This window comes from Leptospira dzoumogneensis (assembly GCF_004770895.1).
GTDB lineage: Bacteria > Spirochaetota > Leptospiria > Leptospirales > Leptospiraceae > Leptospira_B > Leptospira_B dzoumogneensis.
In genome coordinates, this window is sequence record NZ_RQHS01000016.1 from 57,583 (window position 1) to 82,644 (window position 25,062).

Consider the following 25,062-nt stretch of genomic DNA (forward strand, 5'->3'; position numbering starts at 1 on the left):
TTTTTGAGAATATGACCGAAATAAAAAACATGGGCCGGAAAAAATCCAAGATTGATCTGCTGAAAATTTTTTCCTTCATTTCACTCACTGGAATTTTTATCTTATCCGGCCCGATCTTATCCAAAGATCTTTCCGGAATTTATAAAGAATACGTGGTCCAAGATTTTGAAACCGAAGTTTTTGGAGAAGAAAACGTAAAAGCAAAACTCGGTCCTGATTTCAGTCCGGAAGTAAGGATCTCTACTGTGTTTAGAACTCCAGAAAGAGAATCCGAAAAATCTTTGTATATAGAATTAAGCGCGGAAAAAAATCAATCCTTTCAGATCTTATTCAAGAAACCTTGGTCCTCCAAAGAATTCGTAAAAGAGTTTAAATTCCATTTGTATGCAAACGATGGAGGGGGTTCTCTTTTTGTTTTGGTAAGAGACTCAACCTTGGATCAAAAAAAAATATTACTCACACATTTTAATTTTTCAGGATGGAAAGTTTTATCTTTGGATATCACTCGAAAAGTGAGACAGGACGATCTAGTGACTCATAAAAATTCAGAACTTGTGTTCTTAGGATTTTTATACGAAGCTCCTTTCGAAAGAAAAAGAGGTACAAGAGAAGTTTTCGTGATAGATGATATTCTTGCTAAGACAAGACCTAAATATCTTCTATTTCCTAGCGAAAAAGCTTTAGTAAAATAGCCGCGACCTTTTTAAAGCCGGCCATAGACGAAATATAATTCTTTTCTAATCTAAATTCGCAAGTCCTAGATCTTTTCTGGCCGGGTAAGAATTTCTTCTTCTTTCGAAATATTCCCAGTCCTGATCTTTCCAAGAGTTTCTTAATTTATGATCTTCTTCTTTTAAAAAAGTTTCCGTAGAGATAGGTTGATCCGATCTCAAAAATTCGGAAAGTGGAGGGAGTTTATTCTCTTTATATAAAATACATAACTTCTCCGCAAGTCTATAGGTGCCAAGTAGTCTTCCCAATTGGCTATAACCTGCGATATGAGGAGTGAAGATCGAATTTTCTAAACCCGCCATTTGTTCCGCGATCTTTCCCTTAGGAGGTTCCGGAGAAAACACATCCATCACCTTGTATAGATCCGTTCTGTTCAAAATAGTTTGGAAAGTATCTTCGGACCAAACTTCTCCTCTGCTTGTGTTCAGAAGAAGTGTACCTTCTTTCAATTCGGAAATTTTATCTTCGTCGAGCAAGTTTACCGTAGGATAAGGACCATCCGCAGTAAGAGGAACATGCAGACTGACTATGGAACATTTTAGGATCTCATCTAAAGGAACAGATCGATCTTTGATAAAAGGGTCGTTGTAGATATAAGGAACCTTCTTCTTTTCTAAAATTTTAGCGAATGTCTTGCCTGTGTTCCCGAAACCGATGATGCCTACATTCTTCTTTTTCAATTCTTCTTCCGAAAAAAAATGAAGAAGGGAAACCCAGCAATATTCAGCGACAGAACCTGCATTGCTTCCTGGAGAATTGATGAATACCCTGGATTCTTTTTTGAGATCCGAAAAATTCACATGATCTGTTCCGGAACTCACTGTCGCAAAAATTTTTACACTAGGGAACGTTCGACAGGTCTCTCGATCCACCTTGAGTCTAGTGTTTGCGATCAATATTGTAGGCTTAAACTTTTCGATCTCTTCCGGAGATTTGGCGGGATAAGATCTCATGTCTAAGTTCCGGAAATGGGAAAAAATTTCCGAAGCGCCTACGGTTCCTTCCGGATAAAAAAGAATAGGAAGAGACATGAAGGAATCTTTTAAAAAAGGACCTGAATCGCCAATTTATTTTCCGTAAAAACTCTTGCCTTCTCGCACCCGATCCATACCTTCAATGCTTTCCAACCGGTAAATATTTCAAATGTTAGAACGTTTAAAAGAAATCCCCCCGAAAATCTGGCTTTTTGCCTCTGGTTTTTTAATCCTTATATTACTGATCATATTCCTTCTCTGGGAACCCGGCTCAACCGGCAAAGAATTCGGTTTTGATGGAGGAGATTCTCCAGGCTTTACTGTAACTCAAAACGAGAATGGAGAATGGATCATCAATCCGGAGATCATGGCTACTTCTCGCGAATTATATAAAGACGGCCAATGGTTAAGCTACGATGAGATCCTGAAATATGCTGCGAATGGAGAATTGGATCTTGTATCTTCTCTTTGGGAATTGAGAAGGAAATGTCCCGCGGATTATACTCCGGAACAATGTAACGAAATAGTAAAAGCTTTCATCTTAGAACAGTATCCTGGAGCGGATGGAGAAAGGCTAGTCGGTCTTTTCAGAAAATATCTTTCTTATGAGATGGTATTAAGGGAATTCGAACAACCTAGAGGCAAAAGCCAGGAAGAAATTTACGAGATCATAAAGAAGAAAAGAAGAGAAATTTTCTCGGACCAAGATGCCAAGTTGATCTTCGGATTAGAAGAAGCGGAGAAGGAATTCCAGTACGGATACGACCAATTCCTAAGCGAGGTCAAAAATCTTCCCGGAGACAAAAAACTCGCAAGATATGAAGAATATCGTAAGGGAGTTTACGGAAATTATTATAATACGATCAACAAAAGAGAGCCTAAGTTCAATAAATACGAAACTGAACTCTATTTTAAAGAAGCGGACCTAAACAAATTATCCGCTGCGGAAAAAGATCCTCAGGTCCGTGCGATCCGAGAAAAATATTTCGGTAAGGACGGAGCAGATAGGATCGAAAAAGTCCTAAAAGAAATAGATGCGGAAAAGAAGAAGGAAGAGCAAACCGCACAAGAAGAACAGAACTGGCTAAAAAGCCATCCTACTGCAAGACCTGAAGAAAAAGAAAAAGCTCTGAACGAGATCAGAGTTAAAATTTTAGGACAAGAAGAAGCGGAGGCTTACGGTAGAAGAAAAGCCTTGGAAGAAGACCAAAAACGTTTGCAAGGCAAATGATCCGGTTTTCCAGAAATCCGATCCGTCCATTTTTATACCTGATCGGAATTGCGTCCGGAATCCTTTTCGGAATGGAGCCCTTCGAATTTTTTCCTGCGGGAGGACTCTCCGCGTTATGCGCCTATCTTCTATTTTTAGAATTAAAAGAATGGAGACTTAGATCTGCGATCTTCTGGCTTTTGGGACTTTCTCAGATCATTAATCTGATCGTATTTTTCTGGATCCCCTCTTCTATTTCCGCAATTTCGGGAGCAGGTGCAGGTATTTCCTGGGCCCTATTTCTGGTATATGGTGTTTTCTCCCACTGCAAACTGATCGTCTTTTACTTAGGATGGAATTTCAGTTTATTTTTATATAATAAGCATATAAACTCTCCGGAGAGATCCATTCTATTCGGCTGGTTGATCTTTCCTATTTGGGGGGTTTTATCCGATCTGATCATGCCTCAACTTTTCCCTTGGTACTGGGGAAATTTAGCGGAAGGAAATCTTTCCTTTTCTCAAATCGCATCTTGGACCGGAATATTTGGAGTAGGATTTTTTCTACTTTTAGGAAGTTCTTCTTTAGTTTTAATTAGAAATGCCTTCGGACAAAGATACGGGATTGCCGGGATCCTTATTTTCGGGATCGTTTGGACCTTAGGAAGTTTCAGGCTTTATTCCGCTCCGGATTATACCGTTCCGAGTTCCACTCCAGCAATTGAAGATGGGATCTTAAAACTTTCAGGAGTTCTAATACAGCCTAATACTAGTCCCGGCAAAAGAGAACTGGCTGAAAATCCTGAATTCGTAGGGCAAACGATCAGCACAAGTTTGGAGCTGGGACTTCGTTCTTCTTTGGAAACTTCTCCGCCTCCCGATCTTTTATTTTTACCCGAATCCGCTGTCCCGTTCCATGGAACCATTCCGAATGAAAATCCGGGACAAGGAGTATATTCTTCCACATATCACGGCGCATTAATGTATCTAACGTATAAGTCCGGCGCGGATATTTTATACAATGAATTGAATCGTTTTCCGGAAGGTTTAAAAAACCAGGTCACACTTCTTTCTTCTTCTAATGGAGAAGTGCAACGTTACGATAAAAGAAGATTACTTGCTTTCGGAGAATATATTCCTTTCGAATCCGTATTTCCTTTTTTAAGAAAACTGTTTAAGGAGACTTCCTTTTATATTCCTGGAGAAGACCCTAAACCTCTGATGGGAAATCGTTCTTTGAGAAGAGAAAGACTTCCCTCTTTGCCTACGGAAGAAGAAACTCCTTTGATCCAAAATCCGGATCATTTCCGTCCAATTTTAGCCGGCTCCGGCAAGGAAGAAAATATTTCCTACCAGATCTTACCTTTGATCTGTTACGAGGCAATGTTCTCTTATCTTGTAAGAGACTCCGTAAAATTCGCATCCAAGGATACGTATACTTTTTTTGTAAATCCTACAAATGATTCCTGGTTCTCTTCCGAAGTGGAAGCCTGGCAGCATGCGGGAGCGGTTCGATTTAGAGCGATAGAATTCGGACTCACAATGGTGCGTCCTGCAGTTACAGGAATTTCGCTCGCGGTGGATCCTTATGGTAGAAATCTAAATCATCCGACAAAATATGGAGAAAAGAACACCAGATCCTTTTTACTTCCTGCTACAAAATTGAAAGAAGGAGGAAATACATTCTATTCAGAATGGGGAAATTTTCCTTTTTATTTATATACGATCCTGGTATTCACGTTATTCTTCCTTGTAGGAAAAAAGGTATCTTTCAAAACTAAGGGTTAACTCCAAGGGGGATCTTTGTTAGAACATACATTCTGTCATCTCCCCGGCATCGACGTGATCGAGGAGGGAAAACTCTGGGACCAAGGAATTCTTCATTGGAACGAACTCAGAGAAGTATTAAAAGAAAAAGTAAAGTCTCCCTCAGACATGCATTCCAGATTACTATTGGACTCTCTGGATTTTTCCAGAAAGGAAATGGATAGAAAGAACTGGGACTATTTTTTCTTCGCTCTACCCAGCCAGCAAAAATGGAGACTGTTCCCGATCATCAGAGAAAATCTTCTCTACTTAGATATTGAAACTTCCGGTTTAGGGAGCGGCGACTTTGTGACTGTTGTCGGGACCTATGACGGTAAAAATTTCAAAACATATCTGAGAGGAAGGAATATGGATGATTTTCCGGAAGAACTTTCCTCTTCTCACGTTTTTGTGACTTATAATGGAGCAGCATTCGATGTTCCATTTTTAGAAAAAGAATTCGGTAAAAAATTCAAGAACCGTCATTTGGATCTAATGTATATTCTTAGAAGCCTTGGGATCAAAGGCGGCTTGAAAGGATGCGAGAAGGCATTAGGTATCAAAAGAGATCTTCCCTACGAAGTGAATGGCGCGGATGCAGTTAGATTATGGTGGCAGTATGTTCAATACGATGACCAAGACGCATTGGACCTTCTTTTAAAATATAATAAAGAAGACGTGGTCAACCTGGAACTTTTGTTTATCAAAGCCTATAACTTAAAGATCAAAGAAACACGATTTTTTGGGGAAGTGATCCCCGAGGTTTGAGACGCAGAGGAAGTTGAACCGCAAAGATTGGGCACGCAGAGGCGCTAAGACGCAGAGATATTATTAGCTTAGCTACTTTTCCGAAAAAATCTCTCCGCGGCTCTGCGTGAGAAAAAAACTCTGCGCCTCTTCTCCGCGGCTCTCTTAACTCTGGGACTCTGATTCAGCGATCCATCGATAAGTTTCATAAGGTGGTTCCGTTTCTATAATTTCCACCCAGCCCTTGTCTATAAACTTGCGGACCATAGAATGTAGGATCGCCATCGCAGTATTATAATATCCTGAATTAGCAACCTTCTCCCCCATAGCTTCTAAAGTTAGAGCGGAAAGATCGTATTCTTTTTCCTTAAGTCTGCGGATCACACCTCTTTCTAAGATCTGTAGCGTTTTATGAAGAAGTTTAATTGCCTTTTGAGGAGACTCAGGCTCCGGTCCATGAGCAGGCAGTAATCTGCGAATGCTCATTTTGGAAATCCTTTCTAAGGAACGGTAATAATCCTCTAGGTTTCCGTCTATCTCCGCATAAATAGAAGAGATGTTTTGGAGAACCAGGTCTCCCGTGAAAAATATATTCTCTTCCAGGATATAAGGAGTGAGATGCCAAAGATTATGGCCTGGAGTATGCAAAAAGCCGATATCTCTTCCGCCGGCATGGATCACATCTCCCTCTTCTAATTCTATATCGAATTTTAAGATAGGATCGATACGAGTTCCTCTACTTAATGTATTTCTTAAGTTTAGATTTCCTTCTTCTATTCTTATCAATTCTCTTTTGCGATCTTCCGGAACTCTATGTCCTTTGTACACCAGACGTTTAGAAGCTCTATTGAACATTTCCACATGTTCCAGATAATTTCCGATGCCTGAGGCCATTCCTTTCATTGCGTATAGTTTTGCGTCCGTATAATAACGGATCGTAAGAACGGCACTCAGATGGTCCAAATGATTATGAGTATAAAAGATATGTTTGATCTTACTTAAGCTAAGTCCGATCTTTCGAAGCGCTCTTTGGAGCATTCCTAAATTGGCAAGATAACCCGAATCTATAAGTGCAGGTTCTCCAGCCGGAAGAATATAAATATTATTGGGTGCATAAAACGGCTGAGGGATCTCCGTTTTAAAAATTCCGTCCCCGATCTCTTTTACATCTGGAATTGAGTCATAATGATATATTTTCAAACTCGATTCTCCATTGGCTAAATCAAACTGCCTAGTTCGTCTTCTAGGAAAATAAGCGACTCCTTTCTCTGCAAGCTTCTAAATTTCCTTTTCGAATATACTCGGAAAGAATCCGGATCGAGTCTAAATTTTCTTTCGCTTCTTCTCCCAAAATTCGTTTAATATGTTTTGTTTCGAACGCTGATAGTTTTCCGTCGAAGGAACATGAGATACATAATAATCTCAAGCAGGCCTTCTTTTCTTCCCTAGATAATTGGGAGACCAAACTTCCGAATGTGTCCAGATCATCCAAGGATCCGTTTTGAGAATTCAAACCGAATCCTTTATGCATTTTGATCAGCATGTATTCCAAATTGGGATGGAATATTTGTGTGAATACTACCGAGTTTCCGACCGCGGCTAAAAATGCGATCTTCCCCTCTTTACTAAGTTTATCCTTATTTTGTAATATTTCGTCCGTGACTTCTTTTGCTATGATCCTGGAAAGTAATCTGATCCTAAGTTCTTTTAAGATCAGATACATGACCACTCCATCCCAGATTGCAGTAATAGGAGCTGCGATATAATCCGCATATACTCGTAGTGAGTTTCTCGCTAAAATTTTTCGGAGCACGATCTTTGCGATCAGGTTGGAAAGTAAAACTTTGGTTTTATAAAAAAATGTTCTTATCAGCAAACTTCTTTTGTCTGTGAGTCGCAGTGGATCTATTCCTAAAAGTTTTAGATCCGGGTCCGGTATTTCCAGCGCCATTCTCGAGAGTAGATTTGCGTTTCCAGTTACAAGGTCCGGATCTTCTTCCAATTGAATTCCTGAAAGTTTTGTGAGTTTATAGGAGGCCCATAGTCCTAATTTATAGAGAAGATAAAATTCTAAGATTGTCCCGACCGTAAGTGCCGATCCTGCATAACTCCATTTTTCTATAAACTCCGGAGAGAATGTTTCAGGTGATTCCGGAAAAAGTTTCTCCACTAAGATGATAAAGTAAGTGGTCCAAAATCCGATCTGTAATCCTAAGAAGGAAGCCCAACGAATGATCCTAGTACTTTTGGGGAAGAAATCAGAGCTTGGTCCTAGAGTCTTTTCTTCTTCCTTCTCCGCATTGACATAATTCCGAAGAATTTTGATGCCCCATTTTTCCAAAACACCCGGTTTATAATCTGAATAAGATTCGGCCTTTTCATTCATCAGGAGGACGATCGGAAACCAAAATCGGAGGTAAGTCAACTCAATGCTGGAACCTTCCAGGGAGTTTTCAGGGTCTAAGGCCCAACAGGTCGAGTTTTCGTTCCCAAGATTTCATTCTTGACCATGATTTTCCGAAGATAGATATTAGAATTATGGCGTTCTCCAAACCGTTTATATCCAAATTATTCCCTGCATTTTTAGGCCTAGTCGCCACGGCCGCGGTGCTTGTGTCTTGTAATACCGGTGATACGAATAAAGTAGACCTTACTGTTACTGGAACCGACGGTTCCACCTTCCCTATTCAGGGAGAGATCGATAAGGACAAAACTTCCAACTGCGGAAGTGCAACTCCTTATTCCAGTTCCGGCACCGGGACAACTACCGGAACTACTACAAGCACAGGTTCCACTACGAATTTATTCACGATCAATTCCAGGATGTATTTTACCACGGGAGCATTCGTAACCTTGAAATTCGTTTACGATGCGACTCAAAACCAAGGAACAGTGGATGCCCAGCAAGGGTTTTCCTTTTCGGGCTTACCTTTATTGGGAATTTCTCCAGTTGTAGCAAACTACGGAAAAATTTTCTGGGGAGGAAGTGGGGTACCTGTGGATACTGGGACTTCTAGCACACAGGCACTCTCTTATTTGACGGTTACCGTGGATTTAGTGGGAAACAAAGTAACAGCCGGATCTGCAGGTCTTGCTTTGACCCAATGTTATACTACGGACTTTATCAACTGTACATCCGCTACTTCTTCCAGTATGTGTTATACCCAAGACGGTTTAAAATGTTATAATACGAATACTGCGAGTGGCCCTACGGTTTCTATCAAAGGTGATATCAACTGTACAAGTAACGCGATTCCTTCCGGTTCTTCTACTACCAGCCAATGATCAAAGTTTAGCGTAAAGAGCCGAAAAAGCCGCGGGTCCCCTCGCGGCTTTTTTATACGTATCCCTTCTTTTAGTTACCCCAAATGGGATACACCGACCAACTTATATTATTATAAGGCACCACCCGACATCTAAAATATTTGACCGTCACGCGCTTTAGAAAATCATACTACTCTAAATTAACCCCTATAAGGACAAAAATGAATCGTAAAACTATTTTCCTAATCGCCTCTGCGTTAGTAATGTTTAATTGCGCTTTCCCTGCCAACAGAGACGGAATGAGAGTCACCGACTTTAAAGCTCCAAAAAAAGTCGGAGATAAGATCTATATCAACGAATCCGTAGGTGGAAGTATCACTTTACCATTTTGGATCTCTAAAATATCCGATGAGGAATTCACTGCAGCGGTAAAAGAATCCGTAGCGGCAGCAGGTCTTTTTGAGACCCTCGAAGAACAATTCGGGAATAATTGGCATCTTAAGATCGAGATCGTAGACGTGGATCGACCTTATTTCGGAACTACTTTTACGGTAAAAACGAAAATCAAATACACTCTATCTAAAGGGACTCAGGTAATTTCCGAACTTTTAGTCGATGAGTCCGGTGAAGCCACAATGGGCGATGCAATATTCGGCGTAAAAAGACTTAGACTAGCAAATGAAAATTCCGCAAGAGCGAATATCAAAAAGTTCTTGGAAGAAGTTTCTAAAATGCAAGTGAAAGCTCCAGGCAAAAAATAACAGTTTATTTGCCGCAGAAGGCGAGAGAAACTCTTTCGCCTTCTTTCCCGCAATTTTTAGGGATCAGACTTCCATCAATTTGCGGAATTGTTCCTTAACAAGATTACCTTCGTTAGACTCAGGATAAGATTTTAAGAAGTTTAATAAACCTTCTACATCTGCCGCGAATTCTTCGTTCAAACTTTTTCGAATATTATATCGGTTCAATAAAGAAAGGATGACCAAATCATCATCCGAGTTTCGTTCTTCTTTAGAGAATAAAGAATGAGTCAGCTTTTTATCGTTCTTGTCCGCAATCTCTAATAATTTCAAGATCGGATAAGTATACAGACCATTTCGAAAATCTTTTAGAGGGATTTTTCCGGTTTGGTCTCCGGCTTGGAAATAATCGATTGCATCGTCTTGTTTTTGGAATAAAGAACCCAAGCGGATCCCGAATTCATGCAGTTTTTTTCTGGTCTTTTTAGGGATATCCGCCAATATTCCGGCCGCTTCCGAGACCGCCCCGAATAGAGATGCTGTTTTTCCATAGACCACTTTATTATAAATATCTAATGTAATTTTGGGATTTTTTTCCCATTCCATCTGAATGAGTTCGCTGACGGAAAGATCCTTGATCACTGTAGTAAACAGATCCATTAGATCCGGAGAACCCAAACTATTTAGATGATCTATCCCGCATGCGAGAAGATAGTCTCCCGCCAAAATAGAAGTTTTATTCCCGAATTTAGAGGGAACACTAGGCATTCCTCTCCTAGTTTGGGCCTCGTCCACCACATCGTCATGAAGAAGGCTGGCGGCATGGATCAGCTCAGCGATCGCACCTACATCGGAATATTTATCTCCCTTATAGCCCAAGATCTTACAAAGGCAATAATGTAGAATAGGACGTATCCTCTTTCCACCGGATCGGATCGTATATTCTTTGATCTCGGCCAGAATTCGTAGATCTTCGTCTATGATATCTTTTAGTTTTTTATCGAACTTACGGACTAAGAGATCCTTCAATCCTTTTGCTTTCACGCGGGTTTCCTGTTACGACAGTATTTAGAAACGAATTTTTGGCTCAAGCAGTAAAGGACGCGAGGAGAGAAGTTCCGGACCAATTTCTGGTCAAGGTTTCCATTTATTGTCCAAGGCAAGAAGATGACGGGAAAGGATCTTTTCCATATCTCTATCCTCTTTTTTACGATAGATATGGATCAGATTGCGGAACATTCTTTTGAGAATTGTCAGACTGCTTGCATGTGTGAAATATCTTTCATGGGCCTGGAATCCGTTCGCTTTTAGAAAACGAATGCAAGTAGAACGATCCAACATCACTCCACCATGATAGGAATCTATATAAGTCTGAAATTCGGAAGATTCGAAATGAAGAAGGAAATGTAGAGGCATATTCACCCCGTATAATGGGAGCTGCAGCCTATGAGCTATTAACAAATAGATAACGGAAAGTGAAATTGGGATCCCTTTTTTAGAAGAGAACACCTTGTGAAGATAAGAATTATTCGGATCTTCATACTGGTCGTGGTTTCCGCCGAAACCTTCTTCCTGGGAGAGGACCCTGGTTAAAAAATGTACTTTAACTTCGTCGGAAGCGAGATCTTCGTTCAGATCCACTAACTCTTCGACACGGATAGCGATCTTATCCAGATAAGTCCTAAACTCCAAATAAGAAAGATCGGGATCGATCACGGAAGAAAGAAGGAACACACCCTCCTCTAGATCATCGTAATGATTCGGATGACCCTTTTCCGCTAAGATAGAATAACGATAACTGATCCTTTCGGAATGAACTGCAGCGCTTACGGAACGTGCAAAAACTCTAAGAGTCGGATCCTTTAGTTCATCTGCAATTTCCTGGACCCTGACTTGCCAAGGGATCATGCCGGCGATCTCTTTTATGATCCTAGATTTATCTTGAAGAGAAGAAAACTCTAACTGATAAAACTTATCCTCGATCTTGTCCGGAGGAAAGGGAACTGTACCGAAAAAAGAATCGGAGGATTGCATATCTATAAAATCCGATTTCAAAAACGAAAGTCAATTCGGATCTGAAATGATTGTGTAAAAAAGGATGAGCAGTATAAATTAACTATGTCTTCCATCTTTTTCGAACACACTTATTCAAGTGATCGGAAAAATTAAATGAGACTTTTGTTATGTTAATAGAAATATTCGGGTTAGAAAAATTTCTTTCTCTAACCCAAGAGGATTAAGCGGTTACTTGCTCTAATTCTTCTAACGCTTTCTTTTCTTGTTCCGCATTCGGAGGAGTTCCATGCCATCCTGGATTATTTTCCATGAAAGAGACACCTTTTCCGAGTACTGTTTCGAAAAGAATAATGGTTGGAGAACCTTTATGAGTTTTTGCCTTTTCGAAAGCGGAGATAATAGATCCGATATTATGACCGTCCGCTTCTAATACATTCCATCCGAATGCGGCAAACTTTTTATTAAGAGGTTCCAGATTCATCACGTCTTTGGTGAATCCGTCGATCTGGATCCCGTTTTTATCCATAAACGCGATGAGGTTATCTGTTTTGTAATGAGCGGCGGATTGAGCCGCTTCCCAGGTCATACCTTCTCCACATTCTCCGTCGGAAATACATGCATATACTTTGTAGTCTTTTTTAGAAAGTCTTGCACCTAAAGCGATCCCGACTGCAACGGAAAGTCCTTGGCCCAAAGATCCGGAAGAACTTTCGATCCCTTTTAAATAACGGGTAGAAGGATGTCCCTGTAATTTAGAGTTTATGTTCCTAAAAGTAAGAAGTTCAGACTCAGGAAAAAATCCAGCCTGAGCCATGGCAGCATAACGTACTGCGCATACGTGACCGTTGGAAAGGATGAGCCTGTCTCTATCTTCCCAATCCGGATCACTAGGTTTATGATTTAGGACCTTTTTGTATAATACTGCGTAGATATCCGCAAGTCCGAGAGGACCTCCCGGGTGACCGGATTTTGCCGCAGTGACCATTTTGATCACGTTTTTGCGGATATTATTGGCGAATATTTTGATTTCTTTGGTGTCTTCCACGTAAACAAGCTCCGGTATTAATTCGAGCGGAACAAAAACAGTCCCGATAGATAAACGAGTGTGTATAATGGTAGAAAAATAAAATGAAGCTTCCTATGGAATTCTTTTTTTCTAGTCAGTCCGGACCAACCCATGAGTAACATCAGAATAAGTGTAATAGCCGCAATCGCTCTATGAATGTCTATATACAGTTTATCAACAGTTGCGATCAGGCCTGACTGCTCTATCCCTGGTCCTAAATACTTTAAACCGAGCAAATAAACCGCAGTGCTCAAATTGAAAAGGATCCCTCCCAAATTAAAGATCCTATGCAATCGGTTATTCCGAAAACGAAACCAATAACCCGTATAAAAAAATAGGATAGAGAGAGTCATTCCGGTATTGATCAGAAAAAGAGACATCTGTCCAAAAGACAATATTCGAAAGCTGGAGAAAATCCTTTTTAATCGATTGACCCGACAAAATGATTTCGAAAACTGTCTCTTGAACGCTGCCTTAGCTCAATTGGTAGAGCATCTGATTTGTAATCAGACGGTTGTGGGTTCGATTCCTATAGGCAGCTCGTTCATTTTCCGAATAAGATTGACCGGCCACCCTGAGCAAAAATAATGGCTCTCAACAACGGGTAGGTACTCAAGCGGTCAACGAGGGCAGACTGTAAATCTGCTGGCCCAGCCTTCGAAGGTTCGAATCCTTCCCTGCCCAAAAATTTCTTCCTTTCCCATTAAAACTAAATCCTAATACACAAAAAAGTTCGGAAGGATTCGAATAGAGCGATGCGAGACAGGAAGTCGAGCAAGCATTGCGACGAGCCTACGCGAGCGAGGCAGGAGTGCCGAGCGAAGGGGAGGCGAATCCGTTTTTCATTATCTAGTATCAGTCAGGATAAAGGGATCTAATAAATTCTTTCACTTCTAATGGAATTAACCTAGACTTTTTCGCTCCATTGATAAGGCGTATCATAAGTTCTTCCGAAGCTGGAACATTTCTCGCCAATATTCTTTTCTCTAAATTTATCTATTCCTAAAACGAAATAAAGATGCCGCTTAAAGTTACCCGTTGACGCATCGAAGTATGAGTCACCCGGTTTAAGGCTCATATTTCGATAAAAATGAAGTAATTTCGTTATGCTCCTTTAAAGATTCCTTAATGGATTTTATTTCGTCTTGAGTTTTATTTAAGAAGACAAGTAGATCTTCGATATCAATGGGAATACTTGAACTTCCCGGGTCACGCCATTCAGGCACTAAAGATGAATTATGGCAATAGTCGATTAACTGCGCTACCGTATAATGAATATATTTATGAAATACCTCATCTAATATCTCGATTTCGGCTTCAGAAAGTTTCTTAATTGCCTTTTCTTTCTTTAACTGAATCCATCGATCTTCCCGTATAAGATAATCGTTAAATAGAGATGGTAGTTCGACATTCTTTTTAATATTATTATAAGTTTTACTTACTATCGGTCCATAAGGTAAAGATGCAAAACTATCCCCCGTGATCGGAAAATTATATTCTTTGAGAGCTTCTCGGTCCGCAAAGTATAACATTTTTATCAAACGAATGATTTCCATTTTTGAACCTTCTGCCTTTGACAAAAGGTAACTAATAGATTCGATGGTTTTTTCCGAATTATAGTGGAACTCGAGCATAGATTTACCTACGGACTACATCTTATCATTCGTTTACATATCTGTACACTGTTTTTTGACGGAATAAATTAAAAGGGAGTAATAAATTTAAGAATATTCATTCCGTTTTTATATAAAAATATTCCAACAACCGCGACAGCGATGCGCAGGGCTTTAGTCCGGGCTTGGCCCGGATGAGCGCGGATGCGCGAACCCGAAGCAGCGCGCTCTCTTGCGAAGCGAGAGAGTCGCCCAAATCATGAATTAAGGGAACCTGCACACCAACCAAGGTCTCATGAAGAACAAGAGAGCTATTCATGAAACTCAAAAAAGAATCATATTACCATAGATAATCCTTCTGAGTCTCTGGAAGAGATCAGTGTTCAGAATAAAAAATCCCCCGAAGAAATTGTAGAATTAATTTTGAAGTGAACCTGGATATGAACTTTAATAGATCGATTAAAACTTATAAAAAAACCAAGAGTGACGTTTTAAAAACATTTGCAGTAGCTGTAATAACAGTGATAGCCGCGTGCTTCCTTTTGATTGACTGCAAAAAATCTTCCGCTTCGGAAGCTCAAACGATCGCGATCATCAATACAAATATTTTTGATGGAAAAGATCTGATCCAGGATCACACTCTGATCATCAAAGGGAATCGTATTCATTCTATCGGTGGAGATATTCCCGAAGGCGCTGCTATTATAGATGCAAAAGGCGGAATGTTAATGCCTGGCCTGATAGACTCTCATGTTCATACTGATATCGATGGTTTACATGACGCTCTCTTGTTCGGAGTTACTACTGAACTGGAGATGACAGGCCAATGGATGTTTTGGGAGCGTTGGCAGCTTGCAAATCGGAATGATATTGCCGATATGCGTTCCGCAGGTATGGGGATCACTCCTCCTGGTGGACATCCTACACAATACATGCAGTTGAGCAGCAACTGGTTCTTAAAAACATTTTATCGTTATCCATTCGTTTCCACTCCGGAAGAAGCGATCCAATTTGTGGACAAACAAGTAGAAGGAGGTTCCGACTTCATTAAGATCATTATTGAAGATGGAGATACTGTAGGCACTCCTGGACTTCCTGTAATTGACGATGCAACCTTAGTTGCTTCCGTAAAGGCGGCTCATCGTAGAGGCAAGATGGCAATCGCTCATGTCACTTCTGTTTCAGGAGGACGTAGAGCAATTTCTGCAGGGGTGGATGGATTAGCGCATATGTTCTTTGATAAGAAACCTGACAAAGAATTTATCTCTGAAATTAAATCTTCCGGTGCTTTTATTGTGCCTACATTAACTACACTTTCTACCGCTTTCGGGAATAGTCCTCGCACATTACTTGAAGATAAACGTGTTAGTTCCAAATTGAGCAAAGAATGGCTAGAAGCTCTTTCCAAAAATATGAATGTTTATCCTAAAGGAAAGATTGAAGATTCCTTCGAAAGTGTGGCAGCTCTTCATAAAGCAGGCGTTGATATATTAGCCGGAAGCGATGTATCTGAGCCTATCGCAGATCTTGGGGGGCTTGCTCATGGAGCAAGTCTTCATCATGAATTACAATTATTAGTAGCCGCGGGATTCAAACCTATAGAAGCGTTGCGTGCTGCAACTTCCGTTCCAGCGAAAAGATTTAGTCTAAACGATCGGGGCAGGATCTTTCCAGGTGCAAGAGCGGACTTAATTTTGGTGGATGGAGATCCGCTTCAGAATATTTCTGATACTTTATCGATTCGTAATGTTTGGCGAGCGGGAGTTCAACAGTAAGTTGGAGCAATTCTTTTAATTCTTACTCCAAACCACATAAGAAGGTTTTACGGAAACCACAAAGTATTTATCCTTGATCCGGATCTCAGCGTAAGCACGATTTAGAACTTTACGATATACTATATATTCCAGATTCCAAGGGCCAGGTTCGGAAGAAGGACCTAAAATTTTTGGTAACGCAGGCTCCGCATTCGATTCGGATTCTCCGTTTTTCCAGATCCATTTTACGGAAAGAGGAAGATAAGCAGGATCTGCAAATGCAAAACTCGCTTCTTCCTCTTCTTCTGCCACGATAGAAAGTAATGTTTCCAAACTTCCAGGAGAAACTTCTTTGCAGAACTGAGGTTGTATCGAAGGAGTCCCGAAGAATGGCCTACGTATTATCTTACATAAATATTTTGCTCTGTCCGGGACCACAAGATCCGCTTCTTTGTCTCGAGCATCCCAGAATGGAAATTTATTCCTGTTCTCCGGAGGGATAAGTTTGTTTAGAATATCCGCTGATTCGGAATCTTCTTCAGAGTCGTCATCTTTATCTGAAGTTTTGGAACCTACTTGTTTTAGAAATAGATCGATTGCTTCTCTACCTCCACCTTCAAGTGCATAAGCAAATACCGGATCCGGATTTTCTCTCATTAAAATTTTGAGAGCAGGCAAATAGGTTTGGATCCAGTCCCAATTACCGGACTGGCAGATCTTCTTCATTAATATTTCGGATTCATCGCCTGCGTTGAACGAATCTCCGATCATTGTGCAGGCTTCTTTTTTTCTATCCATGATCAGCAGATTTTTTGCAGTCTCCCATTTTCCTCTTTTGGAAGAAGCGTAGGTGCTGCTTGTCAGAAAATATCTGGTGCTGGATTCGAATTTTCCGTTATGCCTGAGAAACTTCGCGTATAAGAATAATAGGTCCGATTTAGATTCATTGCTTAATTCTTTGAATCTTCCGGACAGAAATACTCTTTTATACGGTGTTCCTTTTCCGGATTGTATAGAAGATCCTACCCAAAGCGGGAGAGCCTCGTCTCTTGTGAGAACATCTTTGGAAAACAGATAAAAGAATACATTATCCCATCCTTCAAAATCCCTTTGTTTCATTTTAAGAGAATAACAAAGACGGATCAAAGAATGATTTTCTTTTTTGGATAATACTCTGTATGGATCAGGAGGAGTCGGTTGGATCAGTTCTCCTGTTTCAGGATGTACGGTTGGTTCAGGCGGTTCCCAAACCGGAGTTTCCTTTGAGCAAGAATTTATAACTGCTAATAAGGAGAACGGTGTGACTCCCAATCCGTCCGAGAGTGTTTTTACGAGAGAAGACCATTCTCCCTTCTTGTTTTTCAAACTTCCTGCTCTTGTTTGGTATTGGATGGCAGGAAGGTATTTATTAAATTTTTCGTATAAAAAGTAGAGCCTGGAAGATGCAGTTTTTTTAAAGTCCCCTGTGCCGGAAGATCTGACTACTTCTTCGTATAATGGGATCGCAAATACGGGAGAAAGTTTTTCTAACTCGTAAGCTTCTTCATAAGACACCGCGAAACTCAAACTCGGGAATAAAGAAAATACCAGAAAGAAAAGAACCGCATTCTTTCTTTTAGAAAACATTCTTCAAAAGCTCCTGTTTTGCATCCGACTTATGGGTGAGAGGACAGGTCTCCGCAGGAAGATGAGATGGATGAAATAATTCACTGGTCTTTTTAGGACAATCCGGCCCGGGAAGTTTTCCGGACTCAGGACAGATTTCCAAAGTTACTGCTCTTTGAGAGTATTGGTATTTTTTTCTTTCTTCCTTATCACCGGACTCCGCAGAATCGAATAATTTAGCGATGGTTCCCCATAAAGGAGCGGCAATTGTTCCGCCTAACGCAGAATTTCCCATTCCAAAACTTGGAGAATCATAACCCAGCCAAACCGCCATAGAGATCCCAGGTCTTACTCCTACGAACCAAGCATCTCTATGATCGTTTGTGGTCCCTGTTTTTCCGGCGACTTCTCCCCTATAGCCTGTGTTTCGCACACCTGCATGATTTGCGCTTCCATGTAGTAGATCCACCATGATCTCCGCAGTAGGAGGTGTGATCGCTTTTCTGGTTTGAGGCCATTTCAAATTGAATTCGTCCTGGTCCTTTCTTTGGTAAACAACGTTACCCGCTCTATCCACCACTTTTTCGATCAAATGAGGTCGTACTATATTTCCGTCGTTCGCAAACGCGGAATATGCAGAAGCCATTTCTAAAGGAGAAAGTTCCAAGGAACCCAATGCCAATGACAAATCCCGTCTGAATCTGCTTTTCAGAACTTTCTCTTCCGGAAAGAAGAACCTTTCGAATGCGGAGGAAATCTCGCCTAATCCTAGTTTTTCGGCGATTTGGACCGCTGCAGTGTTCTTGGATTTTGCAAGTGCAACTCTTAGAGAAATATCTCCATCGTATTGGTTTCCTATATTCTCAGGCATCCAATTCGAAACTGAGTTTTTATAGATCAAAGGTGCGTCTAAGATATGAGTCGCAGGATTTGCGATCCCTGAATCGATCGCTTCCGAATACAGGATCGGCTTGATCGTAGATCCTGTTTGTCTATACATTCCGGTGGCTCTAGGAAATTGATTATCAGACTTGAATTCCGTTCCTCCATGTAAAAGAAGAACATCTCCAGTCTGGGGATCCACTGCTACCACCGCGGCCTGAAGCCCGCTGTCTCCGCCGGTTACAAATCGATCGGTATCTATGAATAATTCCAATGCAGGAGAAAGATCCGCGACTAAATTCCTAAAAGGAGTTACATCGGAATTTTTACCATTTTCAGTAAGACGATTTCGTCTAACCTGTCCTCCTTTCAGAAGATTTTCCACATGAGTTTTGACTACCTTTTGCAATTCAGCCTGAACAGGCTGGGAAATTGTGGTATAAACTGAAAATCCTCCGCTTTCATATATATTCGTATCAGGATACATAGTTTGGAGAAATTTTCTGACATGCTCGGTCACATAAGGAGAATCATCCTTACGATTTCCATACACTGTTTCCCCGGGAGAGCGGGTGTTGAATGTTTGGTAGATGTCTTGGATCGCAGGTCTTAGGTCTTCTTTTAATGCACCGTCATTTTCCAAAGATCGGACGATCGCCTCTACTCTTCCGGAAGATAGATCAGGATTTTTTAATGGAGAAAAACGATTGGGAGCGGATGCCAAAGAAGCAAGAACGATCATCTCTGATACATTCAAGTCTTTCGGTTTTTTTCCGAAATAAAACTCGGACGCGCTGGCAAATCCGAAGGCGCCATGACCCAAATACACATTATTCATATAATGTAATAGGATCTTTTCTTTGTCCAAGGAAGATTCAAGAGCGTAGGCAAGTTGAGCCTCTTTCAACTTTCTTCCCAAACTTTTTTCACGATCATTCAGAAGGATACGAGCTAGCTGCTGCGTGATTGTAGAAGCGCCTTGTTTAAATCGAAGACTGATAATATTTACGAAGAACGCTCTAAGCACTGAAGAATAATGAATTCCACCATGAGAGAAAAAGCTTCGGTCTTCTACAAGAAGCACCATTCTTTTTAAATTCTCAGGATAAGCTTCCCATTCTAAATTGCTTGTCTTTTTGCCGAAAATTTCGGAAACCTTTCTGCCGTCCCTATCATAGATGACGGTCGGTTGATGAATATAAAAAATGCTTAATAGACCGGGAACTTCTGCTTCTCTTTGGATGACTCCCATCCAGAAAAAGATCAGGAACACTAATGCCAAAGGTAAAGGGATCAGAACGAGCCAGATATTCGGACGGAATTTAGGAAATTGGAACCTTCTTCCCTTTTCTAATAATCTTTCCGACAAGGTTTTGATAGGACGATGGAATGCAGTAGGAGTCTCTGTTTCGGTCCTGACCTTTTGGAACCAAGGACGATCTTCGGAAGAATTTTTAGACCAGGACTCTTTCCAATTCTCCCATTTGGACTGGATACCTTCTAAAAAACTTGCAATTGGAGATTCTTTGGGGACTTCTTCTTGGATAGGACGAACAACAGTTCTTTCTCTTTCCTGGTATGTTGGAATTCCAACAGGAGGAGTAACGGGCATCTCCTCTTTGGGAGACGGCGCCAATGGAGATCCTTCTCGGACTTCCAAAGGAGAAGATACATATTTGACCAATGCCTTCTGGCCGCAGCGATAACAAGTGAGTTTAAAAACAGTCCCGGTGGGAACTCCTTCAGGCAGCCTGGAAATGGTTCCGCAAGAAAGGCATTCAAACTTAGATTCTGTAAGAGTGCGGACCTTGGTTTCCAACATCTCTATTAATGTCGGAGAGATCCGCTAACCCTACAAGCAAGAAAGTGTTACGGTACGGGTTTTCTTTCGGTGATTACCAGGAAATCCGCCAATTTCCAATCTTCTTCTTGAAAACTTTTGCCTTCTTCCGAAGGGAAAATGCTTACAGTCAAAACATTCAGGCCCATCTGTTTCAGCCGATATGTCAGCCCCAAACTTCTATCAGAATGAAATCTTCCGTTCACATGCACTATCTTTCTTTTTAGTAAAAAGTATGCCTCTGCAATCGAGTCTGCCATAGAAGCATCCCAAACATATTGAGCATCTATAAATTTTTGTTTATCAGGAGTAAATCCCGTGGGCGAATGTTCTGCGATCATTGCGGACAGAAGTTCTTCGTATTCTTTTTGTCTGAATAAATTATAAGTATATCTAGGGGGAAGAAAGGGAGATCTGATCTTATATAAAGAATCCAATCCTTGGTGAGATACAAGGTTCACATATTTTCTGGGAGCGTTAGCCGCAAGCACCGGGAGATTTTTTTCTTTCGCAAAAGAAACCATAGGATGATAATCCGTTTGGTAATTCGGCCAAAATTTTCCCGAATTCAAAAAACCTCTTTCAGTGATCTCTCCCTTACAGTATTCATCCACGGATCTTTGTTGGTCCTTCTCCAGCATCTCCAAGGAAAGAAGTGTAGAATATGTCGAGGTCAATCTTTTGAAAGCCTCCAATTTCCAAGCATGTCCAACCTTATCATTATGCTCTTCTCCGAAAATAATGACATCAGCATCTTTCGCCTTTTCGATGATAGACGAAAGCTCCACCTTAGATTTACTTTTTGAATCATAAATTTCAGGAGTAAAAGTTTGGGAGAATAAGAAAGAAGGAAAAAGAAGAAGGAACCAAAAAATACGGACCAGCATGAAACTTAGTTTGGAAATCGAAAGAAAAAAGAAAAGAACTTAAATAGGCATTAGAAGGTTGTAAATCGATCGACAAAGATCCGAATGATCGGATCATTCTACCACTTTTGTAGAGGTGAAGATGAATACGGAAACTGTTACTATCAAAACGGCTCATGGAGAAATGCAAACATTCGTAGCTTATCCGGATTCTTCTCCTTCTCCTTGTATTTTAGTATTGCAGGAAGCCTTTGGAGTAAACGATCATATCAAAGATATTGCAATTCGATTTGCTAAAGAAGGTTATCTTGCGGTCGCTCCGGAACTTTATTACAGAACTGCTCCTCCGGGATTTGCGGGAAGTTATGAAGACTTCATGGCATTAAAACCTCATTTCAGCCAATTGACTCCTGAAAATTTACGATCCGATCTGGATGCGGTTTTGGATTGGATCAAAACAAATCCTAAAAGTATTCCTGATAGAATTGCAAGCATCGGTTATTGTTTAGGCGGATACGTTTCGTTTTTAGCAAACTCACTTTATAATTTCAAGGCGGCGGTTTCGTATTACGGCTCTAGGATCGTTCAAACTTCGGAAGAATATGCCCCAAAACAAAATGCACCTTTACTTTTGGTTTGGGCAGGCAAGGATAGAAGTGTAAAACAAACTCATATAGCTGCGATCTCAGAATTACTAAAAACTTCAGGGAAAAATTATGTGGAGTTGGTTTTTTCAGAAGCAGAGCATGGGTTCTTCTGCGATGCAAGAGCGGCGTATCATAAATCTTCCGCCGCTCAGGCCTGGGCAATCACATTAGCTTTTTTGAAAGAACATGTGTAGAGCACTGTTTGTAGGAGTTCCAATTCGCGGACTTATTTTAAATTTTTCTCAATCTCATCAGTGACTTCTTTGCTATCCGGTTCCGTTCCGGAACGAAATCTTGCTACGATCTTACCGGTAGGAGAGATCAGGAACTTTTCAAAATTCCATTTTACATCACCCGGATCAGGAGAACTGGAAGTGAGATATGTATACAGAGGATGTTGGTCATCTCCCTTGACTGAGATCTTGGACATCATATCAAAGGTTGCACCTTTTTTCACTCTACAGAATTGTTCTATCTCTGCATCGCTACCAGGTTCTTGGGAAAGAAAATTATTCGCAGGAAAGCCTACTATCTCGAAACCCTTCCCCTTATATTTTTTGTATACCTTTTCCAAGTTTTCGTATTGGTAGGTATACCCACATTTGGAAGCTACGTTTACTATAAGTAAGGTTTTACCTTTGTATTTGGAAAGTGCCACATCCTTTCCTTTGATATCCTTTACGGTAAAATCATACACAGCCTTAGGAGCTGCAAATAGAGAAGAGGAAACAATCAATAAGGAAAGAAAGATCAAAACGGATTTGAAAGCCATAGTGGAATCATATCCGAATCCCGGAAACAGGTCCATCCGTTTCCGGGATAATATCTAGCTCTTAAACCGGTTTTTTACAGAAGATCGTTTTATTGCAAAACGAACTCTCTGGAAGTCCCGGTGAATTTTTTATAAGTCCAGAAAATTCCCCAGAACTGTTTTGCCAAACCGTTGTATACAACCCTGTAAGTTCCTGCCTGTTGGTTGCGGATCAACCAAGTGATAGTCACTTCGGATGTAGCAGAAAGATCTCCACCTGTTCTTGCCCAATCATAAGCCGTATACGGATTATTATCGTTTGCAACAGTAGTCCAAGAACTTCCGTTCTTTTTCTGGATCTCTAAATACGTATAAGTATTCGGATCATAAAAAGAAGAAAGAGATCCATCCAGTTTTTTATCCTGAACCACTCTTGGATGTGAACCTTGGAATTTCACTGTCACGCTATCTTTGACTCTATTATAGGAAGAATTTGCATCGGTCAGAACTTTTCCAAAATCTCCTCCATCATTCACTATACCGTTTTGGGATAACCAAGTTTGCACAAACTGTTGGTTAGAAAGATCCGGAGGATTCGGTCCTGCAGTTGTGGAACGATTTGCTACTATATCCTTTGCAATCCTATCAAACTCTTGGATCAATGCCGCGTTCGCCCAAGGGCCGTAAGCGGTAAATCCGCCTTCGAAGTTCTGAGCGGAATATTCTTCACGAGTAGTTAGATATTGTGCATAAGCATTTGCCATTGCTCCTACGACCACGTTGGAGATCCCCACCGGTGCAAGAGTTGTAGTTAACTTTGCTTTCAATCTTCTTCCTGCGTTCGTAGTTACCTCGAAAGGAGAAGCCACAATCGCAGTATTTCCTATCGTGATCACTTGCAGAGGAAGGACCACTGGAACAAAAGGTACCTGAGGATTCGGGAACCAGAAACTATCCACTTCCCCCACAGGAAGAAGAGTGAATTTTTCCTTATCACATGCCTCATACTTTGTGGAACTCAAAGCTAATTGAGCAAGCGGCCAGAGATACCCTAAGATCTGAGCGGCACCGCTTAAGTTGGTCAAAGAATAATTCTTTTTAACCCAAGCTCCATTCTCGAATACGAAATCATTCCGGATCTCACCTTCTTTTGCAAATTCTACTGGAGCGCCTTCTTCATCTCCCGCCAAAAATCCACCGCCGATTGTCGCAACACAGGTAGTATTTCCCGTGCCCGTATCCCAAGGCATGGAGAAGGTCCCGATATAAGAAGGATCTACAGCCACTTTATTATTCCAAACAACATGAGAATGTCTGTATCCGATATTCCCTGTAAGAGTGGTGGTAGCTGCATTATATAATTCTAATGCTCTAGCTCCTTGTTTAGTTCCATGAACGATAGGGTTTTCCAAAGAATCCAGACTTGGATCAATATCATTCGGTCTTAAGAAAGGTTTTGTAATATCGGAAGGATCCGGTGTATTCGGGCTCACATCTCCCATAGGCCCCTGAGGGAATGCAGCCACAAAATTCCCGCCAAATGTGCTTTCCGCCAAGTAAGAAGCGTAACCTTTATTATCTCCGTGTGCCCTACGATTCGTAATTCCGAGAGAAGTTCCGTGAACCGCAAACCAATTCAATAATCCGATCGGAGAACCGTCAGTGCCTTCAAAACGGAGCAAACTCATGGTCTCGTTTATATTAGAAGAATAATTCGCTTTATCCAAGTTCCAAGCATACGCAGCAGAAGATCTATTATTCGCAAAATTGGAAAGATTTCCCGCGACAAATTTAATCCTTGCTTCTCTTCTATTATTATAAGCCGCCTTGATAGAATCAGCGATACCGTTCACTACTATATTATAATGAACCTTATCAAAACCGACCACTCCGTTGAATAGATTGAATAATGTGTACCAGGAAATATTAGAAGGAGCGGAATGTGTATGGGTCGCGAATAAAAGAACATTATCATTATTAAACGCAGATCCGTAACCGTCGGCCTGTAACTTTTTAACTACACCCATCTTTACACTTTGGTACATATGGATCATATCGTTGGTAACAATCGCCACCCTTGCTCCACCCGGACGTTCAATCACGAACGCTCTGGAATAAAGCCTCATAGCCAAACCGGACATCTGGTCACCAGGACTATTATACCCGGTGCTTGATTGCACAAAAGGTCCGGTAATATCAGCCTTCGCTGCACCTACCAAGAACACATCCGCAGGAGTAGATGTAGGTAAAGCGAGACTATTTAGAATAGGATTAGAGCTGGATCCTTTCACTCCATTAGAAGAAACGGCCAGTTCTAATAATTTATCGTCGTCCGACTTCTGATCACAACCGGTTAGGATGAATATCAGAGTCAATGCTAGGGTTAAAAATTTCGTATATTTGTTTTTCATTTCCCTTGCCTCCACAGTTCAACAAAGTGGGTTAACCGAAATTTAAGGAAGGTCAAACGATTTTTAAAAAAGATGTAAGTGAGCACTTACGTTCGAAATAAACATTATAAGTTTTGAATTTATTTCGAACGACGATGTA

Annotated in this window: 21 protein-coding genes and 2 tRNA genes; 10 read left to right on the plus strand and 13 right to left on the minus strand. The window is 40.8% G+C overall.

Features of this window, described 5'->3' with window-relative positions:
* Positions 1–29: 29 nt before the first annotated feature.
* Positions 30–692: a flagellar assembly protein FlaA gene (locus tag EHR06_RS10275; protein WP_244288568.1), complete on the plus strand. Its 663-nt coding sequence runs from the start codon at positions 30–32 to the stop codon at positions 690–692.
* A 45-nt stretch (positions 693–737) separates the two neighbouring features.
* Here the strand turns inward: EHR06_RS10275 and EHR06_RS10280 are convergent, their stop codons facing one another.
* Entirely contained in the window at positions 738–1,763 is a 1,026-nt protein-coding gene (locus tag EHR06_RS10280; RefSeq protein WP_135756913.1) for an NAD(P)-dependent oxidoreductase, read from the minus strand.
* A 112-nt stretch (positions 1,764–1,875) separates the two neighbouring features.
* Between EHR06_RS10280 and EHR06_RS10285 the strand changes: the two genes are divergently transcribed.
* The 3 genes from EHR06_RS10285 to EHR06_RS10295 are packed head-to-tail and all read left to right on the plus strand — an operon-like array spanning position 1,876 to position 5,489.
* On the plus strand, positions 1,876–2,937 hold the full coding sequence (locus EHR06_RS10285) for a lipase secretion chaperone (protein WP_135756914.1): 1,062 nt from the start codon (positions 1,876–1,878) through the stop codon (positions 2,935–2,937).
* Positions 2,934–4,703: an apolipoprotein N-acyltransferase gene (locus EHR06_RS10290; RefSeq protein ID WP_135756915.1), complete on the plus strand. Its 1,770-nt coding sequence runs from the start codon at positions 2,934–2,936 to the stop codon at positions 4,701–4,703. The genes EHR06_RS10285 and EHR06_RS10290 overlap by 4 nt, the downstream gene beginning before the upstream one ends.
* Before the next feature lie 15 nt (positions 4,704–4,718).
* The gene (locus EHR06_RS10295) at positions 4,719–5,489 is read left to right on the plus strand and encodes a ribonuclease H-like domain-containing protein (protein ID WP_135756916.1); all 771 of its coding nucleotides are present in this window, start codon (positions 4,719–4,721) and stop codon (positions 5,487–5,489) included.
* 144 nt (positions 5,490–5,633) lie between these two features.
* Here EHR06_RS10295 and EHR06_RS10300 read toward each other — a convergent pair whose 3' ends face one another.
* Positions 5,634–6,668, minus strand: coding sequence for an MBL fold metallo-hydrolase (locus EHR06_RS10300; protein ID WP_135756917.1), 1,035 nt, complete (start codon positions 6,666–6,668; stop codon positions 5,634–5,636).
* A 43-nt stretch (positions 6,669–6,711) separates the two neighbouring features.
* Positions 6,712–7,854 carry an LBF_2804 family protein gene (locus tag EHR06_RS10305; protein WP_135756918.1) on the minus strand — a complete coding sequence of 381 codons (1,143 nt, stop codon included), beginning with the start codon at positions 7,852–7,854 and terminating at the stop codon, positions 6,712–6,714.
* Positions 7,855–8,006: 152 nt separating this feature from the next.
* Here EHR06_RS10305 and EHR06_RS10310 point away from each other — a divergent pair, with 152 nt between their 5' ends.
* Entirely contained in the window at positions 8,007–8,753 is a 747-nt protein-coding gene (locus EHR06_RS10310; protein ID WP_135756919.1) for an LIC10920 family plasminogen-binding lipoprotein, read from the plus strand.
* A 200-nt stretch (positions 8,754–8,953) separates the two neighbouring features.
* Positions 8,954–9,493: a hypothetical protein gene (locus EHR06_RS10315; protein WP_135756920.1), complete on the plus strand. Its 540-nt coding sequence runs from the start codon at positions 8,954–8,956 to the stop codon at positions 9,491–9,493.
* Between the two features lie 63 nt (positions 9,494–9,556).
* On the opposite strand, the gene EHR06_RS10320 is transcribed toward EHR06_RS10315, so the two are convergent.
* The 4 genes from EHR06_RS10320 to EHR06_RS10335 all read right to left on the minus strand — a co-directional run bounded on the left by EHR06_RS10320 (position 9,557) and on the right by EHR06_RS10335 (position 12,934).
* Positions 9,557–10,516: a polyprenyl synthetase family protein gene (locus EHR06_RS10320; protein WP_135756921.1), complete on the minus strand. Its 960-nt coding sequence runs from the start codon at positions 10,514–10,516 to the stop codon at positions 9,557–9,559.
* Between the two features lie 90 nt (positions 10,517–10,606).
* Positions 10,607–11,506 carry a transglutaminase-like domain-containing protein gene (locus tag EHR06_RS10325; RefSeq protein ID WP_167492288.1) on the minus strand — a complete coding sequence of 300 codons (900 nt, stop codon included), beginning with the start codon at positions 11,504–11,506 and terminating at the stop codon, positions 10,607–10,609.
* A 202-nt stretch (positions 11,507–11,708) separates the two neighbouring features.
* Positions 11,709–12,533, minus strand: coding sequence for a transketolase (locus EHR06_RS10330; RefSeq protein WP_135756923.1), 825 nt, complete (start codon positions 12,531–12,533; stop codon positions 11,709–11,711).
* Positions 12,534–12,550: 17 nt separating this feature from the next.
* Positions 12,551–12,934, minus strand: a complete 384-nt coding sequence (locus EHR06_RS10335; RefSeq protein ID WP_086447090.1) for a hypothetical protein — start codon at positions 12,932–12,934, stop codon at positions 12,551–12,553.
* A gap of 88 nt (positions 12,935–13,022) precedes the next feature.
* Here EHR06_RS10335 and EHR06_RS10340 point away from each other — a divergent pair.
* Both EHR06_RS10340 and EHR06_RS10345 read left to right on the plus strand, forming a co-directional pair.
* Positions 13,023–13,095: transfer RNA gene (locus EHR06_RS10340), tRNA-Thr, on the plus strand.
* Positions 13,096–13,156: 61 nt separating this feature from the next.
* A tRNA-Tyr gene (locus EHR06_RS10345) sits at positions 13,157–13,238 on the plus strand.
* Positions 13,239–13,621: 383 nt separating this feature from the next.
* Here EHR06_RS10345 and EHR06_RS10350 read toward each other — a convergent pair.
* On the minus strand, positions 13,622–14,110 hold the full coding sequence (locus EHR06_RS10350) for a Panacea domain-containing protein (protein WP_167492289.1): 489 nt from the start codon (positions 14,108–14,110) through the stop codon (positions 13,622–13,624).
* A gap of 497 nt (positions 14,111–14,607) precedes the next feature.
* On the opposite strand from EHR06_RS10350, the gene EHR06_RS10355 reads away from it, so the two are divergent.
* Complete coding sequence (locus tag EHR06_RS10355; protein WP_135756925.1) at positions 14,608–15,942, plus strand: amidohydrolase family protein; 1,335 nt, start codon at positions 14,608–14,610, stop codon at positions 15,940–15,942.
* Positions 15,943–15,957: 15 nt separating this feature from the next.
* On the opposite strand, the gene EHR06_RS10360 is transcribed toward EHR06_RS10355, so the two are convergent.
* Genes EHR06_RS10360 through EHR06_RS10370 form a run of 3 tightly spaced genes read right to left on the minus strand, consistent with a single transcriptional unit; the run spans position 15,958 to position 21,135 of the window.
* The gene (locus EHR06_RS10360) at positions 15,958–17,547 is read right to left on the minus strand and encodes a hypothetical protein (RefSeq protein ID WP_135756926.1); all 1,590 of its coding nucleotides are present in this window, start codon (positions 17,545–17,547) and stop codon (positions 15,958–15,960) included.
* Complete coding sequence (locus tag EHR06_RS10365) at positions 17,537–20,230, minus strand: transglycosylase domain-containing protein (protein WP_135756927.1); 2,694 nt, start codon at positions 20,228–20,230, stop codon at positions 17,537–17,539. Before EHR06_RS10365 ends, EHR06_RS10360 begins: the two co-directional genes overlap by 11 nt.
* A gap of 47 nt (positions 20,231–20,277) precedes the next feature.
* Positions 20,278–21,135, minus strand: a complete 858-nt coding sequence (locus EHR06_RS10370) for a ChaN family lipoprotein (protein WP_135756928.1) — start codon at positions 21,133–21,135, stop codon at positions 20,278–20,280.
* Positions 21,136–21,256: 121 nt separating this feature from the next.
* On the opposite strand from EHR06_RS10370, the gene EHR06_RS10375 reads away from it, so the two are divergent.
* Positions 21,257–21,955, plus strand: coding sequence for a dienelactone hydrolase family protein (locus tag EHR06_RS10375; RefSeq protein ID WP_135756929.1), 699 nt, complete (start codon positions 21,257–21,259; stop codon positions 21,953–21,955).
* A 32-nt stretch (positions 21,956–21,987) separates the two neighbouring features.
* Here EHR06_RS10375 and EHR06_RS10380 read toward each other — a convergent pair whose 3' ends face one another.
* Positions 21,988–22,533 (minus strand): glutathione peroxidase, encoded by a 546-nt coding sequence (locus EHR06_RS10380; protein ID WP_135757031.1) that lies wholly within the window; start codon positions 22,531–22,533, stop codon positions 21,988–21,990.
* An 89-nt stretch (positions 22,534–22,622) separates the two neighbouring features.
* Positions 22,623–24,923, minus strand: coding sequence for a neutral/alkaline non-lysosomal ceramidase N-terminal domain-containing protein (locus EHR06_RS10385; protein WP_135756930.1), 2,301 nt, complete (start codon positions 24,921–24,923; stop codon positions 22,623–22,625).
* Between the last annotated feature and the right edge of the window lie 139 nt (positions 24,924–25,062).

Excerpts from the sequence above, each read along its gene's own strand:
- EHR06_RS10275 (WP_244288568.1), top strand. The coding sequence starts at position 30 with ATGGGCCGGAAAAAATCCAAGATTGATCTGCTGAAAATTTTTTCCTTC.
- EHR06_RS10280 (WP_135756913.1), bottom strand. The coding sequence starts at position 1,763 with ATGTCTCTTCCTATTCTTTTTTATCCGGAAGGAACCGTAGGCGCTTCG.
- EHR06_RS10285 (WP_135756914.1), top strand. The coding sequence starts at position 1,876 with ATGTTAGAACGTTTAAAAGAAATCCCCCCGAAAATCTGGCTTTTTGCC.
- EHR06_RS10290 (WP_135756915.1), top strand. The coding sequence starts at position 2,934 with ATGATCCGGTTTTCCAGAAATCCGATCCGTCCATTTTTATACCTGATC.
- EHR06_RS10305 (WP_135756918.1), bottom strand. The coding sequence starts at position 7,854 with ATGAATGAAAAGGCCGAATCTTATTCAGATTATAAACCGGGTGTTTTG.
- EHR06_RS10310 (WP_135756919.1), top strand. The coding sequence starts at position 8,007 with ATGGCGTTCTCCAAACCGTTTATATCCAAATTATTCCCTGCATTTTTA.
- EHR06_RS10315 (WP_135756920.1), top strand. The coding sequence starts at position 8,954 with ATGAATCGTAAAACTATTTTCCTAATCGCCTCTGCGTTAGTAATGTTT.
- EHR06_RS10325 (WP_167492288.1), bottom strand. The coding sequence starts at position 11,506 with ATGCAATCCTCCGATTCTTTTTTCGGTACAGTTCCCTTTCCTCCGGAC.
- EHR06_RS10335 (WP_086447090.1), bottom strand. The coding sequence starts at position 12,934 with ATGTCTCTTTTTCTGATCAATACCGGAATGACTCTCTCTATCCTATTT.
- EHR06_RS10350 (WP_167492289.1), bottom strand. The coding sequence starts at position 14,110 with ATGGAAATCATTCGTTTGATAAAAATGTTATACTTTGCGGACCGAGAA.
- EHR06_RS10355 (WP_135756925.1), top strand. The coding sequence starts at position 14,608 with ATGAACTTTAATAGATCGATTAAAACTTATAAAAAAACCAAGAGTGAC.
- EHR06_RS10360 (WP_135756926.1), bottom strand. The coding sequence starts at position 17,547 with ATGTTTTCTAAAAGAAAGAATGCGGTTCTTTTCTTTCTGGTATTTTCT.
- EHR06_RS10365 (WP_135756927.1), bottom strand. The coding sequence starts at position 20,230 with ATGTTGGAAACCAAGGTCCGCACTCTTACAGAATCTAAGTTTGAATGC.
- EHR06_RS10370 (WP_135756928.1), bottom strand. The coding sequence starts at position 21,135 with ATGCTGGTCCGTATTTTTTGGTTCCTTCTTCTTTTTCCTTCTTTCTTA.
- EHR06_RS10375 (WP_135756929.1), top strand. The coding sequence starts at position 21,257 with ATGAATACGGAAACTGTTACTATCAAAACGGCTCATGGAGAAATGCAA.
- EHR06_RS10380 (WP_135757031.1), bottom strand. The coding sequence starts at position 22,533 with ATGGCTTTCAAATCCGTTTTGATCTTTCTTTCCTTATTGATTGTTTCC.
- EHR06_RS10385 (WP_135756930.1), bottom strand. The coding sequence starts at position 24,923 with ATGAAAAACAAATATACGAAATTTTTAACCCTAGCATTGACTCTGATA.